This window comes from Nocardia sp. NPDC059177 (assembly GCF_042755165.1).
Taxonomy (GTDB): domain Bacteria; phylum Actinomycetota; class Actinomycetes; order Mycobacteriales; family Mycobacteriaceae; genus Nocardia.
The window spans coordinates 56,655-72,452 of record NZ_JBHZBX010000001.1 but is presented as its reverse complement, the minus strand read 5'-3'; the positions used below and the strand labels follow the sequence as shown (position 1 = coordinate 72,452).

Below are 15,798 nucleotides of genomic sequence, written 5' to 3'. Positions count from 1 at the left end.
CGGCCTGCCCCTGTTCGTGCTGCTCGTGGCGATCGTCTGGCCGGAACCGATCCCGCCGGACCGGACAGTGGCCGCGATTCGCGAGCGAGTCGAGGCCGAACGCCGCCGGGAGTTAGACCGGCTCGGGCGACGTCGACTCGATTATTGGTGAGCTCGAAGATCAACGGCACGAACGACTGTCACCGTCGGGTGTTGATTGCCGGTGTCCGGGTCGACTGCGCGGGTTGTAGGTCGTGGTGGACGACGTACTGGCGACCTGCGGCGAGCTGCCGGCGATGTGCACAGAGTTCAAAGACGTGCTCTGGGCAGAGTTTCTCCTGTGCGAGCTGGATTTCAGGACCCATGGTCCACTCGCTGGTCGAGCCCGGAATCAGCCAGTCCACTTCTTCGACGCCGACGAGTTCGACAACAGCAGCACGGCGGTCGGGGCGGCTGCGGCGATCATCACGCCCGGATCGAAGTCGCCGCCCAGGATCGAGCCGATGACGAGCACCAGCATCACCGCGGCGGCCAGTGCCGCGGTGACCGAGATCAGGATCCGGCCGATCGCTTGTCGGCGGAACATCAGGATCGCGCCACCGGCCATGATCACAGCCGGAGCGCTGAGCACCGCCGCGATCACCACCCCGATACCAGAAGCGCGCCCCTTGGCATTGACCGACTCCTCGAGACCGTCGAGCACCAGCGCGATTCCGACGTAGTAGGCAATCGCGGCACAGGACAGGACAAGTGCCGACGTCGCCGTCAATATCGGCACGAATCGGCGCAGCCGCGAAGCGGTATCAGGATTGGTCAACCCCGCCCCTTATCCGATCGAGTCGGATCACGGACCAGCACGTCGACGGTGCTTCTGCGTAATCGGGGCAGTCGGGGCCGCAGTGGCGGAAGGCCGAGTCTCACCCTGTCTGTGCCCGCGCCTTTCCCGGCGAGTGCTTCGGTGGCAGCCCTTACCCGTTGCTGGGTTGCACCGAGCTGCTCGATAATCTGCTGCCCTGCACCACTCGGCACTGCCCCGATATCGAGAATGATCGGCAGGACGCCGTCGTTCCCGCTGGAATCCCCACCCATCAGACTTCCCCCCGCTGCCCTGGCAATCGCTGATTCCGGGCCAGCTTAATGGATGCCTGAACAGCGCTCCGGGTATGGCTACGTCACAGGCAGGCGAAAGAGGCCGCGTAGGGCGAGGAAGCGCATGCCGCCGACGGCGGCGGTGATGGCCAGGACGACCAGGGCCTGGGTGGTATCGCCGAGGCCGGGGGCCCAGACGCCGAGGGCGGCCAGGCCCGCGGTGGTGACGCCGAGGCCGAGCAGGGCCAGGCCGCCGCCTTCCCACTGCGCGGTGAACCAGCTGACCCGGTCGGTGGCGCGGAAGGTGAGTTGGCGGTGCAGTTCGTTGGCGATCACCGTGCTGATGATCGAGCCGACGACATTGGCGACCAGCGGTCCGGCGCCGACCATCGCGAAGAACAGCAGGACATAGGCGATATTGCTGGAGCCGCCGACCAGGGCGAAACGGATGAGCTGGGGTAGCGCGCGGTCACCGCGCAGGTAGCGCAGAGTGTTCTCGACACGCGGACGGGCCTTGGGCACCGGTGCGACGACCAGCGGAACGGGGCCGGCCCAGGGTGTGAACATGCCCGCGATGTGCAGCACCGAGGGTCTCGGTGTTTCCAGGACGGTCATGCTTCGACTCCGATCGCAAAGAACAGACGTCGAGAGGAACAACAGCGAAAGGCGTGCGGTACTTCCCGGCGACGGCATTGTCGTGCTCACCGATGGTAGCCGAAGTGGAGGGCTTCACTCCACTTGATTGCGGTGCGATCTAGGACACTGTCGCGACACACCGCGACGACATTCGGCAGCGGCGCTCGAGACAGGCACACTGGGCGGCGGCGGTAGTGGTTTCGCCGGGAGTCCGCAGGAGGGTAGTGAGCATGTATCGCGTATTCGAAGCACTCGACGAACTGGTCGCCATCGTCGAAGAGGCGCGCGGCATCCCGCCGACCCGCAGCTGCATCGTGCCCCGCGGCGATGTCCTCGAACTGCTCGACGACGTCCGCGACGCCCTGCCCGGCGAGCTCGACGACGCCCAGGACGTCCTCGATCACCGCGACAAGATCGTCGGTGACGCCCGCGCCGGTGCCGAGACCACCGTCACCACCGCCAACGAGCAGGCGCGCGACACCATCGACAAGGCCAGGGCCGAGGCCGACCGCATCCTCGCCGACGCCAAGGCGCACGCAGACCGCATGGTCGCCGAGGCCACCGCGCACGCCGACCGGCTGGTCAGCACCGCCCAGGCCGAGGCCGACCAGGTCATCGCCGACGGCAACGCCGAATACGACGAGCTCACCGGGCGCGCCCAGATCGACGCCGATCGCGCCATCGAATCCGGCAAGGCCTCCTACGAGCGCTCGGTCGCCGACGGCAAGGCCGAGCAGGCCCGCCTGGTCGCCCAGACCGAGGTCGTGCGCGCCGCGCACGCCGAATCGGCCCGGCTGATCGACGACGCCCAGGCCGAGTCCGATCGGGTCCGCGCCGAATGCGACGACTATGTCGACGAGCGGATGGCCGACTTCGGCGGCAAGCTGGCCGCCCTGGAGGAGACGCTCAACACCACCCGGCGCACCATCACCCGCGGCCGCCAGCAGATGCGTGGGGCGCCCGCCGACTATCCGGAATACGCCGCCGAGCACCGCCGCTGAACGCATCGCGCGTTTTGAGTTCCGCCGGGGTCCTGCCGTACTGTTGAGTGGTTGCCCATTATCCCCTCAGGAGTGAGTGAGTCAGTGATGTCCGCCGGTTCCGGTTCACCCGCGCGTCCGCGCAAGGCCAACGGCCCTGTGTCCGACGCCGGTTTCGTGCTGGACGTCCGCAGTCTCGGCCGTCGGCCGGGCACCATGCGGGAACTGCGTCGCACTGTCACCGACCATGAGCGGCTGGGTCTGGACCTGATCGCCATCCCGGCCGAGGCCGCGGTGGAACTCGACCTGCAGCTGCAGGCAGTCTCGGAGGGTGTGCTGGTCACCGGCACGGTGTCCGGGCCGACGGTGGGGGAGTGCTCGCGCTGCCTCGAACCGTTCGACGACCAGGTCGAGATTCGTCTGACGGAGCTGTTCGCGTATCCGGACAGCACCACCGAGCAGACGACCGAGGACGACGAGGTCTACCGCATGGCAGACGACCTCATCGATCTCGAACCGGTGATCCTCGACGCCATCGGCCTGGAGCTTCCGCTGCAGCCGCTGTGCACCCCGGACTGCGGTGGCCTGTGCCCCGAGTGCGGTGTGCGGATGGCGATTGCGGGTTCCGATCATGGGCATGAGATACTGGACCCTCGCTGGGCGAAGTTGGCGAGTTTCGCCGCAGACGCGCCCGGCACCGGCGACCCCGCTGAGGGTTCCACCACCCCAGACCGATCCGCTCCCGTGGCAAACGATGTCCACGTGGCCAGCGAAAACACAGAGGAGAAGTAGCCGTGGCTGTTCCCAAGCGCCGGATGTCCCGTTCCAACACCCGGTCGCGGCGCAGCCAGTGGAAGGCCGTCGCGCCGACCCTGGTCACCTGCCCGAACCGTGCCTGCGGTGAGAAGACCCTCCCGCACATCGCGTGCCCGTCCTGCGGCACCTACAAGGGCCGCCAGGTCACCGCTGCTGTCTGATTCGTGACAGCGAGCAAAGACAAAGACACAGTAGGCGCGGCAGATCACGCCAGCCTGCTCACCGCCCTCGGTGTCGACGTACGACCGGAGCTGCTGCGCCTCGCGCTGACGCACCGGTCGTACGCGTACGAGAACGGCGGTCTGCCGACCAACGAGCGCCTCGAGTTCCTCGGCGACTCGGTGCTCGGCCTGAGCATCACCGAGCGCCTCTACACCGAGCACCCGGAGAAGTCCGAGGGCGAGCTCGCCAAGCTGCGCGCCAGCGTGGTGAATATGCACGCGCTCGCCGAGGTGGCTCGTGGTCTCGGCGACGGCGGACTCGGCCAATACCTGCTGCTGGGCAAGGGTGAAGAGCTCACCGGCGGCCGGGACAAGCCGAGCATCCTCGCCGACGGCATGGAGTCGCTGCTCGGCGCCGTGCACCTCGAGCACGGCATCGAGGTCGCCCGCAGCGTCGTGCTCCGCCTGTTCGCCGACCTGCTCGAGCGCGGCCCCCGAATGGGCGCCGGCCTCGACTGGAAGACCAGCCTGCAGGAGCTCACCGCCGAACGTGGCCTTGGCGTGCCCGCCTACGAGATCACCTCGACCGGTCCGGACCACAACAAGGAGTTCACCGCGACCACGGTGATCGCCGGTCGTCCGTACGGCCAGGGCGTCGGCCGCTCCAAGAAGGAAGCCGAGCAGAAGGCCGCCGGGACCGCCTACAAGGCGCTCACCGACGAGCCCGTCGCCGAAGCCTGAACCGCCGATGCCCGAACTGCCCGAAGTCGAGGTGGTGCGGCGCGGTCTGGCCGAGCATGCGGTCGGGCGCAGCATCGAAACCCTCACCGTCACCCACCCGCGCGCCGTGCGCAGGCACGTCGCGGGTGGTGCGGATCTGGCCGCCCGGCTCACCGGCCTGCGCATCGATGCCGCGCAACGCCGCGGCAAGTACCTGTGGCTCACCTTCGACGAGCCAGGCACCGCGCTGATCGTGCACCTGGGCATGAGCGGGCAGATGCTCGTGCGGCCCGCGCACGCCCCCGTCGAGAAACACGCCCACATCCGGGCCACGCTCGGTGACGGCACCGAGCTGCGCTTCGTCGACCAGCGCACCTTCGGCGGCTGGGCGCTGGGCGAACTCGTCGAGGTCGACGGCACCGTGGTCCCCGACGCGGTCGCCCACATCGCCCGCGATCCCCTCGACCCCCGCTTCGACCGCGAGGCGGTGGTCGCCGCGATCCGCGCGAAGAACACCGAGATCAAACGGGTACTGCTGGATCAGACGGTGGTCTCGGGCATCGGCAACATCTACGCCGACGAGGCGCTGTGGCGGGCCGGCCTGCACGGCACCCGCGTCGCCGCCGACCTCACCCGCCCGGTCGTGCGCACCCTGCTCGACGGGGTCACCGCGGTCATGAGCGAAGCGCTGGCCGTCGGCGGCACCTCCTTCGACGCGCTGTATGTGGATGTGAACGGCGAATCCGGCTATTTCGCCCGGTCGCTGGCCGCTTACGGGCGGGAGAACGAACCCTGCGATCGGTGCGGCGCACTGCTGGTGCGCGAGCAATTCATGAACAGATCGTCTTTTTCCTGTCCCAAGTGTCAGCGGAAGCCTCGCCGTCGTTGATCCTGGCGCGCTACGGTTTCTACTGACGGGTCGTGACCGGCCGGGTCCGTGCAGGAGGACGTTATGCGCAAGCTGACCTATTTCGTGGCATCGACGATCGACGGGTTCATCGCCGCCGAAGACGGGACACTGGACTTCTTCCCTGTCGGCGGCGACCATGGTCCCTCGATCATCACCCAGTACCCCGAGACGTTGCCGACGAAGGTGCGTGAGGCGCGCGGTATCGCGGCGGGCAATGTCTACTTCGACACCGTGATCATGGGCCGCAAGACCCACGATTTCGGGGTGCGGACCGGCACGGCCAGTCCGTACGAGCATCTGCGTCAGTACGTGGTGTCCACCACGCTGCCCGAATCGCCCGCGCCCGGTGTCGAGGTGATCGGCTCCGATCCGGTGGGCGCGGTGCAGGCGCTCAAACGGGAAGGGGGGCTGGGTATCTGGCTCTGTGGCGGTGGTGAGCTGGCGCAGACGCTGCTGCCCGAGATCGACCAGGTGTTCCTGAAGCTGTATCCGGTGGTGCTCGGTACCGGGCGCCCGCTGTTCGGCGGCGGCGCGAGACTGCCCGCGCCGGAACGGTTCCGGGTGATCACCAGCCGGGTGTACGCCGACGGCGTCGCCTTCCTCAAGTACGGCCGGATCAGGTAGCCGATGACGGCGGCGGGCAGTCCCGGTCCGGTCGCGGCGCTGCGCGAGATCGCGTTCTGGCTCGAACGCGGGCGCGCCGAGACCCACCGGGTGAAGGCCTACCGCCGTGCCGCCGATGTCGTCGCCACGCTGCCCGCACCGGATTATGCCGCGCGGGCGCGTGAGCACAGCTGGCGGGAACTGGCCGGGATCGGGCCCAAGACCGCCGCGGTCATCGAACAGGCCGCCGCGGGCGCGGTGCCGGACGTGCTGGTCGAGTTGCGGGCCGCCGCCGCGCCGATCGCCCCGGCCGGCGCCGCCCTGCGCAGCGCCCTGCGCGGGGATCTGCACACCCATTCGGACTGGTCCGATGGCGGCAGCCCCATCGCCGAGATGATGTCGGTGGCCGCCGCGCTGGGGCACGACTACTGCGCGCTGACCGACCACTCCCCACGGCTGACGGTGGCCAACGGCCTGTCCGCCGAACGGCTGCGCCGCCAGCTCGACGTGGTCGCCGCGCTCAACGAGCAGCTGGCGCCGTTTCGCATCCTCACCGGCATCGAGGTCGACATCCTCGACGACGGCACCCTCGATCAGGAAGCCGACCTGCTCGAACGCCTGGATATCGTTGTCGCCAGCGTACATTCGCACCTGCGCGACGACAGCGCCACAATGACCAAACGCATGGTGTATGCCGTCGCGAACCCGCACGTCGACATTCTCGGGCACTGCACCGGCCGCCTGGTCGAAGGCGGGCGCGGTACTCGGCCGGAGTCCAGTTTCGACGCCGAACTCGTCTTCGAGGCGTGCCGCCGCTACGGCACCGCGGTCGAGATCAACAGCAGACCCGAACGCCGCGATCCGCCGGGTCGCCTGATCGAGCTGGCGGTGGAGCTGGGCTGCCTGTTCAGCATCGACACCGACGCGCACGCACCGGGCCAGCTGGACTGGCAGGGGTACGGCTGTGAGCGGGCGCTGGCGCACGGGGTGACGGCCGCGCGGGTGATCGGTACCTGGCCGGTCGAGGAGTTGCTCACCTGGACCGAGGCACCCGGCGAGTGAAGTCTGGCCGAACATTCGATGGCGCGCCGGTAGGTGTCGGATCCGGCTGGTAGATATACGGATACGGGTCATCGGGGTCGAATGGGGGGTGGGACGATGGGCGATTTTCCGATCGATGTCGTGCTGTCGCTGATCGGTCTGCTCGTGGCCGTCGCCGCGTTCCTGCGCGAGTTCGTCTTCGTCGGCCGCAAGCGGCTCGGTTACCGCGTGCAGATGAACACTCCGGCCAGCCGGATCCTCGAAGATCCCAATGCGGCGCCCACGCCGGCGAATTCCGAAGCACCACAACAGAAATCGCTGGTGCTGATTCGGATCGAGAACGACGGCAACGCCGCGATCGAGGACAGTGACTACGGGGACGCCGGCCGGCCGCGGCTGTCGTTTCGTCACCATCGGGTCGGCATCGTCGAGGTCACCGAGCGGGTCGATCAGTCCGGCGCGTCCATCCGGCCGCTCAGTCCGGCACTGCACGCCATCGCCGCGGGGACCGACAGCGACGGACTCGCCGAGATCGTGCTGCCCGCCGAACGGCTCGAACGCGGGGAGCACTACAAGGTGCTGGCCGTGCTGGAGGGGCCCGCCCCCGATCCGCTGGACCGCAACGCGAGCCGGGTCATCCAGAAGGTGGGCAGCCTCAAAGGTGGCCGGTTCGTGCTGACCTCGAGCGGTTCGCGACGCGAGCCCGTCCTGCTCGGGCTGAGCGTGTTCCTGGCGGTGGTGGTGCTGACGCAGCTGCTGGTGGCCGTCCTGCGGCCCGACCCGCCGCCGCGCGACTGTGCGGACGGCACGCTGACCATCGTCGGGTCCACCGCGCTGGCGCCCGCTGTCCGCAAGGCGGCCGAGAACTACGAGAAGACCTGCACCGCCGCGCGATTCGAGTTCGACTTCGCTGGGACCGAGCCCGGCCTGCGCACCTTGACCCTGGCCGGGGAGACGCCGGACATGGTCGCGATCGGCGACGGCTCCAAGGGTGACTCGTTCGCGTCGCTGACCGAGCATCCGCTGGTGCTGAGCTCGTTCTCGATGGTGGTGCACCCCGGTGTCGGGCTGACCGATCTCACCACCCAGCAGATCCGCGACCTGTATCGCGGGAACATCAGGAACTGGAACGAGATCGGCGGTCCGGATCTGCCGGTGGTGCTGATCGACCGCACGGCGGGCTCGGGCACCCGCCGCGCACTCGAGGCCAAGCTGCTCGAGGACAACCGCAAGGTGTTCCGCTACGCCAGTTGCGTCGGGATGGCCCCGGGTGGCGCGCAGTGCGAGGTCGACGTCACCGAGGAAGTGGCTACGTTCGTTGCCAAAATCCCTGGTGCGGTGGGCTATCTGGAGACCTCCTCGGTGAGCGCCGAAGTGCGCGCGGTCTCGATCGACGGTGTCGCGCCGAGCCAGGAGACGGTGCGCGCGGGCAGCTATCCGTTCACCGGTGTGGAGTACGCGTACACTCACGGACCGATCGCCGGTGATTCGCTGGCTGCCCAGTTCCTGGACTATCTGACCCGTGGTAAGGCCAGGCTCACCATGATCGAGTTCGGCAACATCCCATGTGCCGACGAGTCCGAACAGAAATTCTGTACGCCGTAGACCGGCTCTGACGGTGGAATCTCCTGTCTCGATAGGGAATCGCCGATGCGATTTCGCGCGGCGGCACTGGTTTACTCACCGGTAGCGGGGTACGTTGCATGACGGCCACTCTGTTGGGGCGGGTGCGCATTCCGGCCATCTCTTGTTCGCGCAAGTGTTGCGAGGTTGTGTCCCTGGAAGGAAGGTCATGAGTGCAGACATGTCGGCAATGACGCCGGCCGGGTTCTACGAGAACCCACTGCGAATCGCGATGGTTGTTCCCCCGTATTTCGATGTTCCCCCCAAGGCCTACGGCGGCGTCGAAGCCGTAGTCGCCGATCTGGTCGATTCGCTGTGCGAGCGCGGCCATCACGTCACCCTGTTCGGTGCGGGCGAGCCGGGTACCAAGGCGAATTTCGTCCCGCTGTGGGACCGGATCCAGCCCGAACGGCTGGGTGATCCGTTCCCCGAGATCGTCCACGCGCTGCGGGTGCGCCGCGCGATCGAGCGCCTGGCCGCCGAGGAGGGGGTGGACCTGGTCCACGACCACACCTTCGCCGGCCCGCTCAACGCGCCCGCCTACGCCGATCTCGGCCTGCCCACGGTGGTCACCGTGCACGGCCCGGTGCAGGACGACTGTTACCGGTACTACCGGGAATTGGGCCAGGAGTGCTCGCTGGTCGCGATCAGCGACCGGCAGCGCGAGCTGGCCCCCGACCTGCCGTGGGCGGGCCGGGTACACAACGCGCTGCGGCCCGACCAGTGGCCCTACCAGACCGAGAAGCAGGACTACGCCCTGTTCCTCGGCCGGTTCAGCGCCGACAAGGGCCCGCACCTCGCCCTCGACGCCGCCCACGAGGCCGGTGTCCCGCTGATCATGGCGGGCAAGTGCAGCGAGCCGCCGGAGAAGGCGTACTTCGAGGAATTCGTCCGGCCCCGGATGACCGACACCGATCAGATGTTCGGCCTCGCCGACGCGGCGGCCAAGCGTAAACTCCTTTCCGGAGCTCGGTGTCTGCTGTTCCCCATCCGCTGGGAGGAGCCGTTCGGCATGGTGATGATCGAAGCGATGATCTGTGGCACGCCCGTGGTCGCCTTGCGCGGCGGCGCGGTGAGCGAGGTGGTGGTCGACGGGGTCACCGGGCGGATCTGTGACGATCCGGCCGAATTGCCCGCCGCCATGGCCGAAGTCGCGAGCTACGATCCGGCGGCCTGCCGGGCCCACGTCGTCGACAACTTCGGCGACGAGATCCTCGGCCGCGGCTACGAACAGGTGTACCGGCAGTTGCTGGCGCGCACCACGATCGGGCTCGACGACGAGTACGCGCTCACGATGCCCGTCGGGGCGGCCAGCGGGCGCGCATGAGTCAGGACGACGCGGGGCTGCCGAGCCCGCTCAACGCGGGGGAACCCGCGGGGCTCGGCGGCAGCGGGGGGAACGTCACCCTCGTCGAAGGCGGCACCTTCTGCCTGTCCGACCGGCTCGGCGACATCGAGCCGGGCAAGCCGCAGGGGCTGTTCTTCCGGGACGCCCGGGTGATCTCGCGCTGGGAACTGATGATCGACGGCAAACGGCCCGAGCCGCTGTCGGTGCTGAGCCCGGAGGCCTTCGCGGCGCGGTTCGTGCTGCGCAGGCCGCCGCAGCAGGGCCGGGCCGACAGCACCCTGCTGGTGGTGCGCGACCGGCTCGTCGCCGAGGGCATGCACGAGCTGATCACCCTGGACAACATGAGCCGCGAGGCGACGGCGGTGGTGCTGGAACTGCACGTCGACGCCGACTTCGTCGATCTGTTCTCGGTGAAGGAAGGCCGGATGGGCAGTCACCGCTCGGAGATGACCACCTCCGACGGCGAACTGCTGCTGCACGATCGCACCGACCTGTCTCGTGGGCTGGCGCTGACCTCGACGATCGAGCCGATGGTGTTGCCCGGCACCATGATCTGGCGCGTCGTCGTGCCGCCCGGCGGTCGCTGGCAGACCGAGATCACCGCGCAACCGGCAGGCGCCGCGCAGCGTCCGCAGACCCAGGGCACGCCCAAGGAGCGCTACAAGGCCAGCGAACCGGTGCGCAAGATCCAGGCGTGGCGGGCCACCGCCACCGATATCAGCGCCGACTCCGGGCTGCTCAATCAGGTGCTGCGGCGCAGCGAGAGCGACCTGGGCGCCTTGCAGATCCACACCGACACCGGTACCGGCCGCCCGTTCGTCGCGGCGGGCGCGCCCTGGTTCATGACCCTGTTCGGCCGTGACTCGCTGCTGACGGCGTGGATGTCGCTGCCGCTGGAAACCGATCTGGCGCTGGGCACGCTCCAGCAGCTGGCCGAATTGCAAGGGCAGACCGTCGATCCGCTGGTGGAGGAGGAACCGGGCCGGATCATGCACGAGATGCGGCGCGGACCGGCCGTCGGGCAGGTGCTGGGCGGCCAGATCTACTACGGAACCGTCGACGCCACCCCGCTGTTCGTGATGCTGCTGGCCGAATGTCTGCGCTGGGGCGCCGAACCGGCGTCGATCGCCACGCTGCTGCCCGCGGCCGACGCCGCCATCGGCTGGATCACCGATTTCGGCGATCGCGACGACGACGGTTTCGTGGAGTACGTGCGCGCCACCGACCGCGGCCTGATCAACCAGGGCTGGAAGGACAGCTTCGACGGGATCAACGACGCCGCGGGGCATATCGCGCAGGCGCCGATCGCGCTGTGCGAGGTGCAGGGCTATGTCTACGCGGCCTACCTGGCCCGCGCGGAACTGGCCGACGCGTTCGACGACCCGGCCCTGGCCGGCCGGATGCGGGAGCGGGCCGCGGAACTGCGGACCAAGTTCGCCGAGCAGTTCTGGCTGCCGCACTACGGCTGGTACGCCGTCGCCCTCGACGGCAGCAAACGCCAGATCGACGCGCTCACCAGCAATGCGGCGCACTGCCTGTGGTCGGGCATCGCCACCGACGAACACGCCGAGATCCTCATCCAGAACCTGGGCAAGGCGGAGATGGACTCGGGCTTCGGGCTGCGCACGCTGGCCTCCAACATGGGCGCCTACAACCCGATGAGTTATCACTGCGGTTCGGTCTGGCCGCACGACACCGCGATCGCGGTCGCCGGGCTCATGCGATACCAGCACGTGCCGGGCGCGGTCGAACTGGCGACCAAGCTCTCGGCCGGATTGCTCGATGCCGCAGCGGCATTCGACGGCAGGCTGCCCGAGCTGTTCTGCGGGTTCCCGCGTGCCCGGTTCCAGGCGCCGGTGCCCTATCCCACCTCGTGTTCCCCGCAGGCATGGGCCAGCGCGGCACCACTGCTGCTGGTGCGCTCGTTCCTCGGCCTCGACCCCGATGTGCCGGGCCGCACCCTGACCGTACGGCCGCAGGTGCCCGCGACCTGGGGCTGCGTGCGGCTGTCGGAGTTCCGGCTCGGTGAGGCGACGGTGGATCTCGAGGTCTGCGGGTCGACGGTGACGGTGACGGGCCTGCCCGACGGGTGGGCGTTGATCACCGACGAAAACCGGTAGTGCACAGCAAGAGCGGGGCCGGATCCGTCCTGGATCCGGCCCCGTCTCGTTCAGCCCTGGAACGGGAACCGTTCGTCCAGTGCCAGATTGAGCTCGACGATGTTCGCCGCGATGGCCGTCAGAGATATCGGATGCAATAGGTGATCGAGTCCCCGTGGAATGACAAGGAGGCATGTCCGCCGCATCCGGACACCGATCGTGTGCTACGCAGGGCAACGAAGTTTCCGGGCGAGCACGACGCCGGGAGGATGGCACCATCGGGGTCGGTCAGGCGGTAACAATAGTTCGCGACCATAAAGATGGTGAGGCACAGGACGTAACCCTCATCGACAATGAAGCCATCTCTCGAATCCGGGCATTCCCAGTCGGGGTCGTCTGGAAACAATATCGCCTTGACCTTGTAGGGGCGGTCTCCGTTCTCGCAGTCGGAACCAGCGCGCGTCAGATTCCCGACGGTGTCCACCGCTATGCAGTCACCCACCAACGCGCGCGGTCGCGACCGCCCCACCGGTGCGGTCGTTGTCACCGCCGTGCTCCGGTCGATGGCCGAGGTCGCCGACGCCGATTTGGTGGGCCGGCGGGTAGTCGTCGTGGCATCCGAGCTGCTGCGCTCCGCCGGTGTCGTGCTCGGCGACGCTGTTCGAGTGTAGGCGGCCTGCTCGTCCAACGCCTGGGTCGTTCTGTACGCACTGGGTGTCGCGCCATCGTCGTCGCTCGTGCCGTTCGCCGAAATGCCCCAGACCATGAGAGTCAAGACCAGGAAGACCACAAAGCCCACCCCCCACGTTTGTCCGAGTTTGATCTGCCGATCGCCCGGCCCTGGCAGCATCGGTTCCGTCAATCGGTGGCGGATCGGGGACTTCGAGGGCAACGTGCTCCGGCGAACTCCGCTGTTGTGAGCGCCTGCCGCCGTGTCCGTGGGCACCCGCGTCGTGCCGGTCACGGGAGGGGTGGGTTCAGCGGCAGGTGGTGCGGCCATGGTGGCGTGGGTACCGCCGGATCCAGGCAGATCGGCTGCGCCCGTGAGTGATCGCCGTGTCGCCTCGATGAATTCGGCGCAGCTCGCATATCGATCGTCGGGTTCCTTGGCCAGGACTTTCGCGATGACGGCATCGAGCGCTACGGGAAGGTCCGGTCGGATGCGGTGCGGTGACGGCGGGGCGGCGGTGAGGTGCGCACCCATGACCGCGGCCTGGGTGTCGAGCGGGTACGGAGCCTGTCCGGTGAGAAGTTCGTGGAGAGTGCAGCCGAGGGAATAGATATCCGCCCGGTGATCGACCTTGCTGTCCATGAACCTTTCCGGCGCCGCGTAGGCGAAGGTCACCGCCATCGCCGAGGCCGTCGCTGTCTCGTCGAGTGCGCGCGCGATACCGAAATCGCACAGCACAGCACGCGGCCCACCGTGGAATGCCTGTTCGATCAGCAGGTTCGCCGGTTTGACATCGCGGTGCAGGACACCCCTGGAGTGGGCGAAATCCAGTGCGTCGGCGGCATCGGAGAGCAGCCGTAGCACCAATTCCGGTGACAATCCCCGCGGCGAATCAGCGAGCAGCGCCTTGACATCGCCGCCAGGGACATGACGCATCGATAGCCACAATGCTGGATCATCGGGCGGGTTCCGGTCGTGGATCGTGACAATGTTGGGGTGTTCGAGGTCGGCCGCCAACGCCGCCTCCCGCTCGAAAGCGCGACGGGCAGCCTCATTGCCTGCGAGCGCGTCGGCGAGAACCTTCAACGCCACGCGGCGCTTTTTGATCCGTGGGTGCAGGGCCAGATAGACGATGCCCATGCCGCCGACGCCGAGAATGCCCTCGATGATGTATCCGGCGAATGTGTCTCCTGGCCGCAGGGCCATCTTCCAGCACCTCTGTGTCGCCGCGGCGGATCTTGCCGCCGTCGTGGAGATTTCGTCGGGCTACCGTCACACCAGCTCAGCCGAGTCGTCGTCGAGGGTGTTGTCGAGCATTCGGAGGTCTGCCGCTGCCAGTGTCGCAGATCGTAGCAAAGCCTGTATGAGATTGTGGCTCAAGGTATTACCGACAGGTTCACCGATTCCGTCCTCGGTCCGGATCCCATCGATCGGATCGGGGCCGATCGCCAGCCGGTTTCGCACCACCTCGACGATGTAGGACGCAGTCCTGGGCGACCACATCCGCTCATCCGGGCGGCTGTTCAGCTCTTCGGCCACCTGCCGCCACGACAGGGGCTGCGGGAAGCGTTCCTGGCGCAGATACCGTTGAGCGAGGGCGGTCAGAACCAATTTCTCATCCGTGCTCAAGGGATACGCCTTCGGCGGCACGGTGCGGCTGTGCTGTCGTTCGGTGGAATTCTCGGTGTGGGCACGGACCACATGAACCTCCAGCAGATGCGACCGTCCCTTCCTGGATCCGATGAACATCGGGGTGTAGCCGGGTTCGATAGCCCTCTGCTGGCCGTTCAGCAGCAGCGCCTCGCCGGGAAACTCGATCGGCAGCTGCCCCAAGTTGCTGATCCGCCACTGTTGCCCGTCGTACTCGAAGGCGCCGTGTCTACGGCTGACACGCTCGTCACAGACCCCGACGGGTATATGGACGTCGTCCGCGGATCTGCCGAAGTACATGGTGAATTCCCTCGGCGGGACGGCGAAGCCGCCGTCGGTCCCCAGTACGAAGATCGTGCCGAGCGGCGCGGGTGGGACTCCACCCGCCAAACTCCGCATCGAACTCGACAACGCCTGCGGCAGAAAACCGTCGCTGGCCATAGCATCGCCCCTTCCGTCGAAACCGCCGACCCGAACGGTATCGGAGCGTCCTCGTGAGCCCTCACAAAACGGACATCGAGCCGCGTTGCGGCCCGCCGGGCGCTGCGTAGCACCGTCGCGTGGGGCCGGATCCGGGAGGGATCCGGCCCCAGCGCAGGTCGGTCAGGCCTGGAATGGGAAGTGTTCGTCCAGGTCGAGATTGAGTTCGACGACGTTCACCCGTGGCTCACCGAGGAAGCCGAGGGTGCGGCCGGCGGTGTGGGCGGCGACCAGGGCGGTGACCTGGTCGGCGGTGATGCCGCGGGTGCGCGCCACCCGGGCGACCTGGATGGCCGCGTACTCGGGGGAGATGTGCGGGTCGAGTCCGCTGCCGCTGGCGGTCACCGCGTCGGCGGGTACGGCCGGCTCTGTGGGGGCACCACCGAGGATCGGGATGATCCGGCCCACCGAGTAGTCCTCGCCCTCGCGCGCGCATTCCACGGCGACCCCACGGAAGGTGCTCAGGAACGGTGGTGCCGGGCACAGTTCGTTGACGCTGACCACCTGCACCGGCCGCGACACCTCGCCGTCGGCATCGCGGGGGCCGATTACCGAGAGCACCGCGCCCACGCCGTCTTTCGTGCAGAACTGCCGGGTGCCGTCGACCCCCTCACGGTCGCCGACCTCCTTCGAGCGTGTGCACACGGTGGTGAGCAGGCTGGTGCGGGTGGCGGTGTCGACGATGTCTTCCGGGCCGAGGTTGCTCGCGGCGGTGGACAGTGGGTCGTAGCCGTCACCGGCCGCGGACGGGCGGCTCTGGAAGTACTGGGTGAGGGCGTTGCCGTCGGCGTCGGTGAACGACTGCCCGATCAGGCTGGAGCCCACCAGTTCTCCGTCGCGTTCGATGAGCGAGCCGTCGGCCTTCTCGTTGAGCCCGGGCAGTTGCGCGACCGCGAACACCGCGACGGGGTACACGATTCCGGTGATCACGGTCAGCACGAGCAGGGCGCGCAGGGCGGCCAGGTGCTGGCGGATCCAGGTTGACATACGCAT

General features: G+C 68.0%; 15 protein-coding genes. 10 read left to right on the top strand and 5 right to left on the bottom strand.

What is annotated here, in order from left to right; translation table 11 throughout:
- Positions 1-370: 370 nt before the first annotated feature.
- The gene (locus ACFXK0_RS00350) at positions 371-796 is read right to left on the bottom strand and encodes a hypothetical protein (protein WP_379407444.1); all 426 of its coding nucleotides are present in this window, start codon (positions 794-796) and stop codon (positions 371-373) included.
- A gap of 350 nt (positions 797-1,146) precedes the next feature.
- On the bottom strand, positions 1,147-1,683 hold the full coding sequence (locus ACFXK0_RS00345) for a GtrA family protein (protein ID WP_379407443.1): 537 nt from the start codon (positions 1,681-1,683) through the stop codon (positions 1,147-1,149).
- A gap of 251 nt (positions 1,684-1,934) precedes the next feature.
- Here ACFXK0_RS00345 and ACFXK0_RS00340 point away from each other — a divergent pair, with 251 nt between their 5' ends.
- The 10 genes from ACFXK0_RS00340 to ACFXK0_RS00295 all read left to right on the top strand — a co-directional run bounded on the left by ACFXK0_RS00340 (position 1,935) and on the right by ACFXK0_RS00295 (position 12,026).
- A complete protein-coding gene (locus ACFXK0_RS00340; protein WP_379407442.1) occupies positions 1,935-2,705 on the top strand; it encodes a DivIVA domain-containing protein in 771 nt (256 codons plus the stop codon).
- An 87-nt stretch (positions 2,706-2,792) separates the two neighbouring features.
- Positions 2,793-3,476, top strand: a complete 684-nt coding sequence (locus ACFXK0_RS00335; protein WP_379407441.1) for a YceD family protein — start codon at positions 2,793-2,795, stop codon at positions 3,474-3,476.
- Positions 3,477-3,478: 2 nt separating this feature from the next.
- Positions 3,479-3,661 (top strand): 50S ribosomal protein L32, encoded by a 183-nt coding sequence (rpmF, locus tag ACFXK0_RS00330; RefSeq protein WP_022565580.1) that lies wholly within the window; start codon positions 3,479-3,481, stop codon positions 3,659-3,661.
- A 3-nt stretch (positions 3,662-3,664) separates the two neighbouring features.
- Positions 3,665-4,402 (top strand): ribonuclease III, encoded by a 738-nt coding sequence (gene rnc, locus ACFXK0_RS00325; protein WP_379407440.1) that lies wholly within the window; start codon positions 3,665-3,667, stop codon positions 4,400-4,402.
- Between the two features lie 7 nt (positions 4,403-4,409).
- Complete coding sequence (mutM, locus tag ACFXK0_RS00320; RefSeq protein WP_379407439.1) at positions 4,410-5,270, top strand: bifunctional DNA-formamidopyrimidine glycosylase/DNA-(apurinic or apyrimidinic site) lyase; 861 nt, start codon at positions 4,410-4,412, stop codon at positions 5,268-5,270.
- Positions 5,271-5,333: 63 nt separating this feature from the next.
- Positions 5,334-5,915 (top strand): dihydrofolate reductase family protein, encoded by a 582-nt coding sequence (locus tag ACFXK0_RS00315; protein ID WP_379407438.1) that lies wholly within the window; start codon positions 5,334-5,336, stop codon positions 5,913-5,915.
- 3 nt (positions 5,916-5,918) lie between these two features.
- Positions 5,919-6,956 (top strand): PHP domain-containing protein, encoded by a 1,038-nt coding sequence (locus tag ACFXK0_RS00310; protein WP_379407436.1) that lies wholly within the window; start codon positions 5,919-5,921, stop codon positions 6,954-6,956.
- Positions 6,957-7,052: 96 nt separating this feature from the next.
- Positions 7,053-8,540 carry a PstS family phosphate ABC transporter substrate-binding protein gene (locus tag ACFXK0_RS00305; protein ID WP_379407434.1) on the top strand — a complete coding sequence of 496 codons (1,488 nt, stop codon included), beginning with the start codon at positions 7,053-7,055 and terminating at the stop codon, positions 8,538-8,540.
- Positions 8,541-8,727: 187 nt separating this feature from the next.
- A complete protein-coding gene (locus ACFXK0_RS00300) occupies positions 8,728-9,885 on the top strand; it encodes a glycosyltransferase family 4 protein (RefSeq protein ID WP_379407433.1) in 1,158 nt (385 codons plus the stop codon).
- Positions 9,882-12,026, top strand: a complete 2,145-nt coding sequence (locus tag ACFXK0_RS00295; RefSeq protein ID WP_379407432.1) for a glycogen debranching N-terminal domain-containing protein — start codon at positions 9,882-9,884, stop codon at positions 12,024-12,026. Before ACFXK0_RS00300 ends, ACFXK0_RS00295 begins: the two co-directional genes overlap by 4 nt.
- 118 nt (positions 12,027-12,144) lie before the next feature.
- Here the strand turns inward: ACFXK0_RS00295 and ACFXK0_RS00290 are convergent, their stop codons facing one another.
- From ACFXK0_RS00290 to ACFXK0_RS00280, 3 genes are all read right to left on the bottom strand, one after another.
- Positions 12,145-13,881, bottom strand: coding sequence for a serine/threonine protein kinase (locus ACFXK0_RS00290; protein WP_379407431.1), 1,737 nt, complete (start codon positions 13,879-13,881; stop codon positions 12,145-12,147).
- A 66-nt stretch (positions 13,882-13,947) separates the two neighbouring features.
- Positions 13,948-14,766: an FHA domain-containing protein gene (locus ACFXK0_RS00285; protein WP_379407430.1), complete on the bottom strand. Its 819-nt coding sequence runs from the start codon at positions 14,764-14,766 to the stop codon at positions 13,948-13,950.
- Between the two features lie 162 nt (positions 14,767-14,928).
- Positions 14,929-15,798, bottom strand: coding sequence for a potassium-transporting ATPase subunit C (locus ACFXK0_RS00280; RefSeq protein ID WP_379407428.1), 870 nt, complete (start codon positions 15,796-15,798; stop codon positions 14,929-14,931).

Excerpts from the sequence above, each read along its gene's own strand:
- ACFXK0_RS00345 (WP_379407443.1), bottom strand. The coding sequence starts at position 1,683 with ATGACCGTCCTGGAAACACCGAGACCCTCGGTGCTGCACATCGCGGGC.
- ACFXK0_RS00340 (WP_379407442.1), top strand. The coding sequence starts at position 1,935 with ATGTATCGCGTATTCGAAGCACTCGACGAACTGGTCGCCATCGTCGAA.
- ACFXK0_RS00335 (WP_379407441.1), top strand. The coding sequence starts at position 2,793 with ATGTCCGCCGGTTCCGGTTCACCCGCGCGTCCGCGCAAGGCCAACGGC.
- mutM (WP_379407439.1), top strand. The coding sequence starts at position 4,410 with ATGCCCGAACTGCCCGAAGTCGAGGTGGTGCGGCGCGGTCTGGCCGAG.
- ACFXK0_RS00315 (WP_379407438.1), top strand. The coding sequence starts at position 5,334 with ATGCGCAAGCTGACCTATTTCGTGGCATCGACGATCGACGGGTTCATC.
- ACFXK0_RS00310 (WP_379407436.1), top strand. The coding sequence starts at position 5,919 with ATGACGGCGGCGGGCAGTCCCGGTCCGGTCGCGGCGCTGCGCGAGATC.
- ACFXK0_RS00305 (WP_379407434.1), top strand. The coding sequence starts at position 7,053 with ATGGGCGATTTTCCGATCGATGTCGTGCTGTCGCTGATCGGTCTGCTC.
- ACFXK0_RS00300 (WP_379407433.1), top strand. The coding sequence starts at position 8,728 with ATGAGTGCAGACATGTCGGCAATGACGCCGGCCGGGTTCTACGAGAAC.
- ACFXK0_RS00295 (WP_379407432.1), top strand. The coding sequence starts at position 9,882 with ATGAGTCAGGACGACGCGGGGCTGCCGAGCCCGCTCAACGCGGGGGAA.
- ACFXK0_RS00290 (WP_379407431.1), bottom strand. The coding sequence starts at position 13,881 with ATGGCCCTGCGGCCAGGAGACACATTCGCCGGATACATCATCGAGGGC.
- ACFXK0_RS00285 (WP_379407430.1), bottom strand. The coding sequence starts at position 14,766 with ATGGCCAGCGACGGTTTTCTGCCGCAGGCGTTGTCGAGTTCGATGCGG.
- ACFXK0_RS00280 (WP_379407428.1), bottom strand. The coding sequence starts at position 15,798 with ATGCGTATGTCAACCTGGATCCGCCAGCACCTGGCCGCCCTGCGCGCC.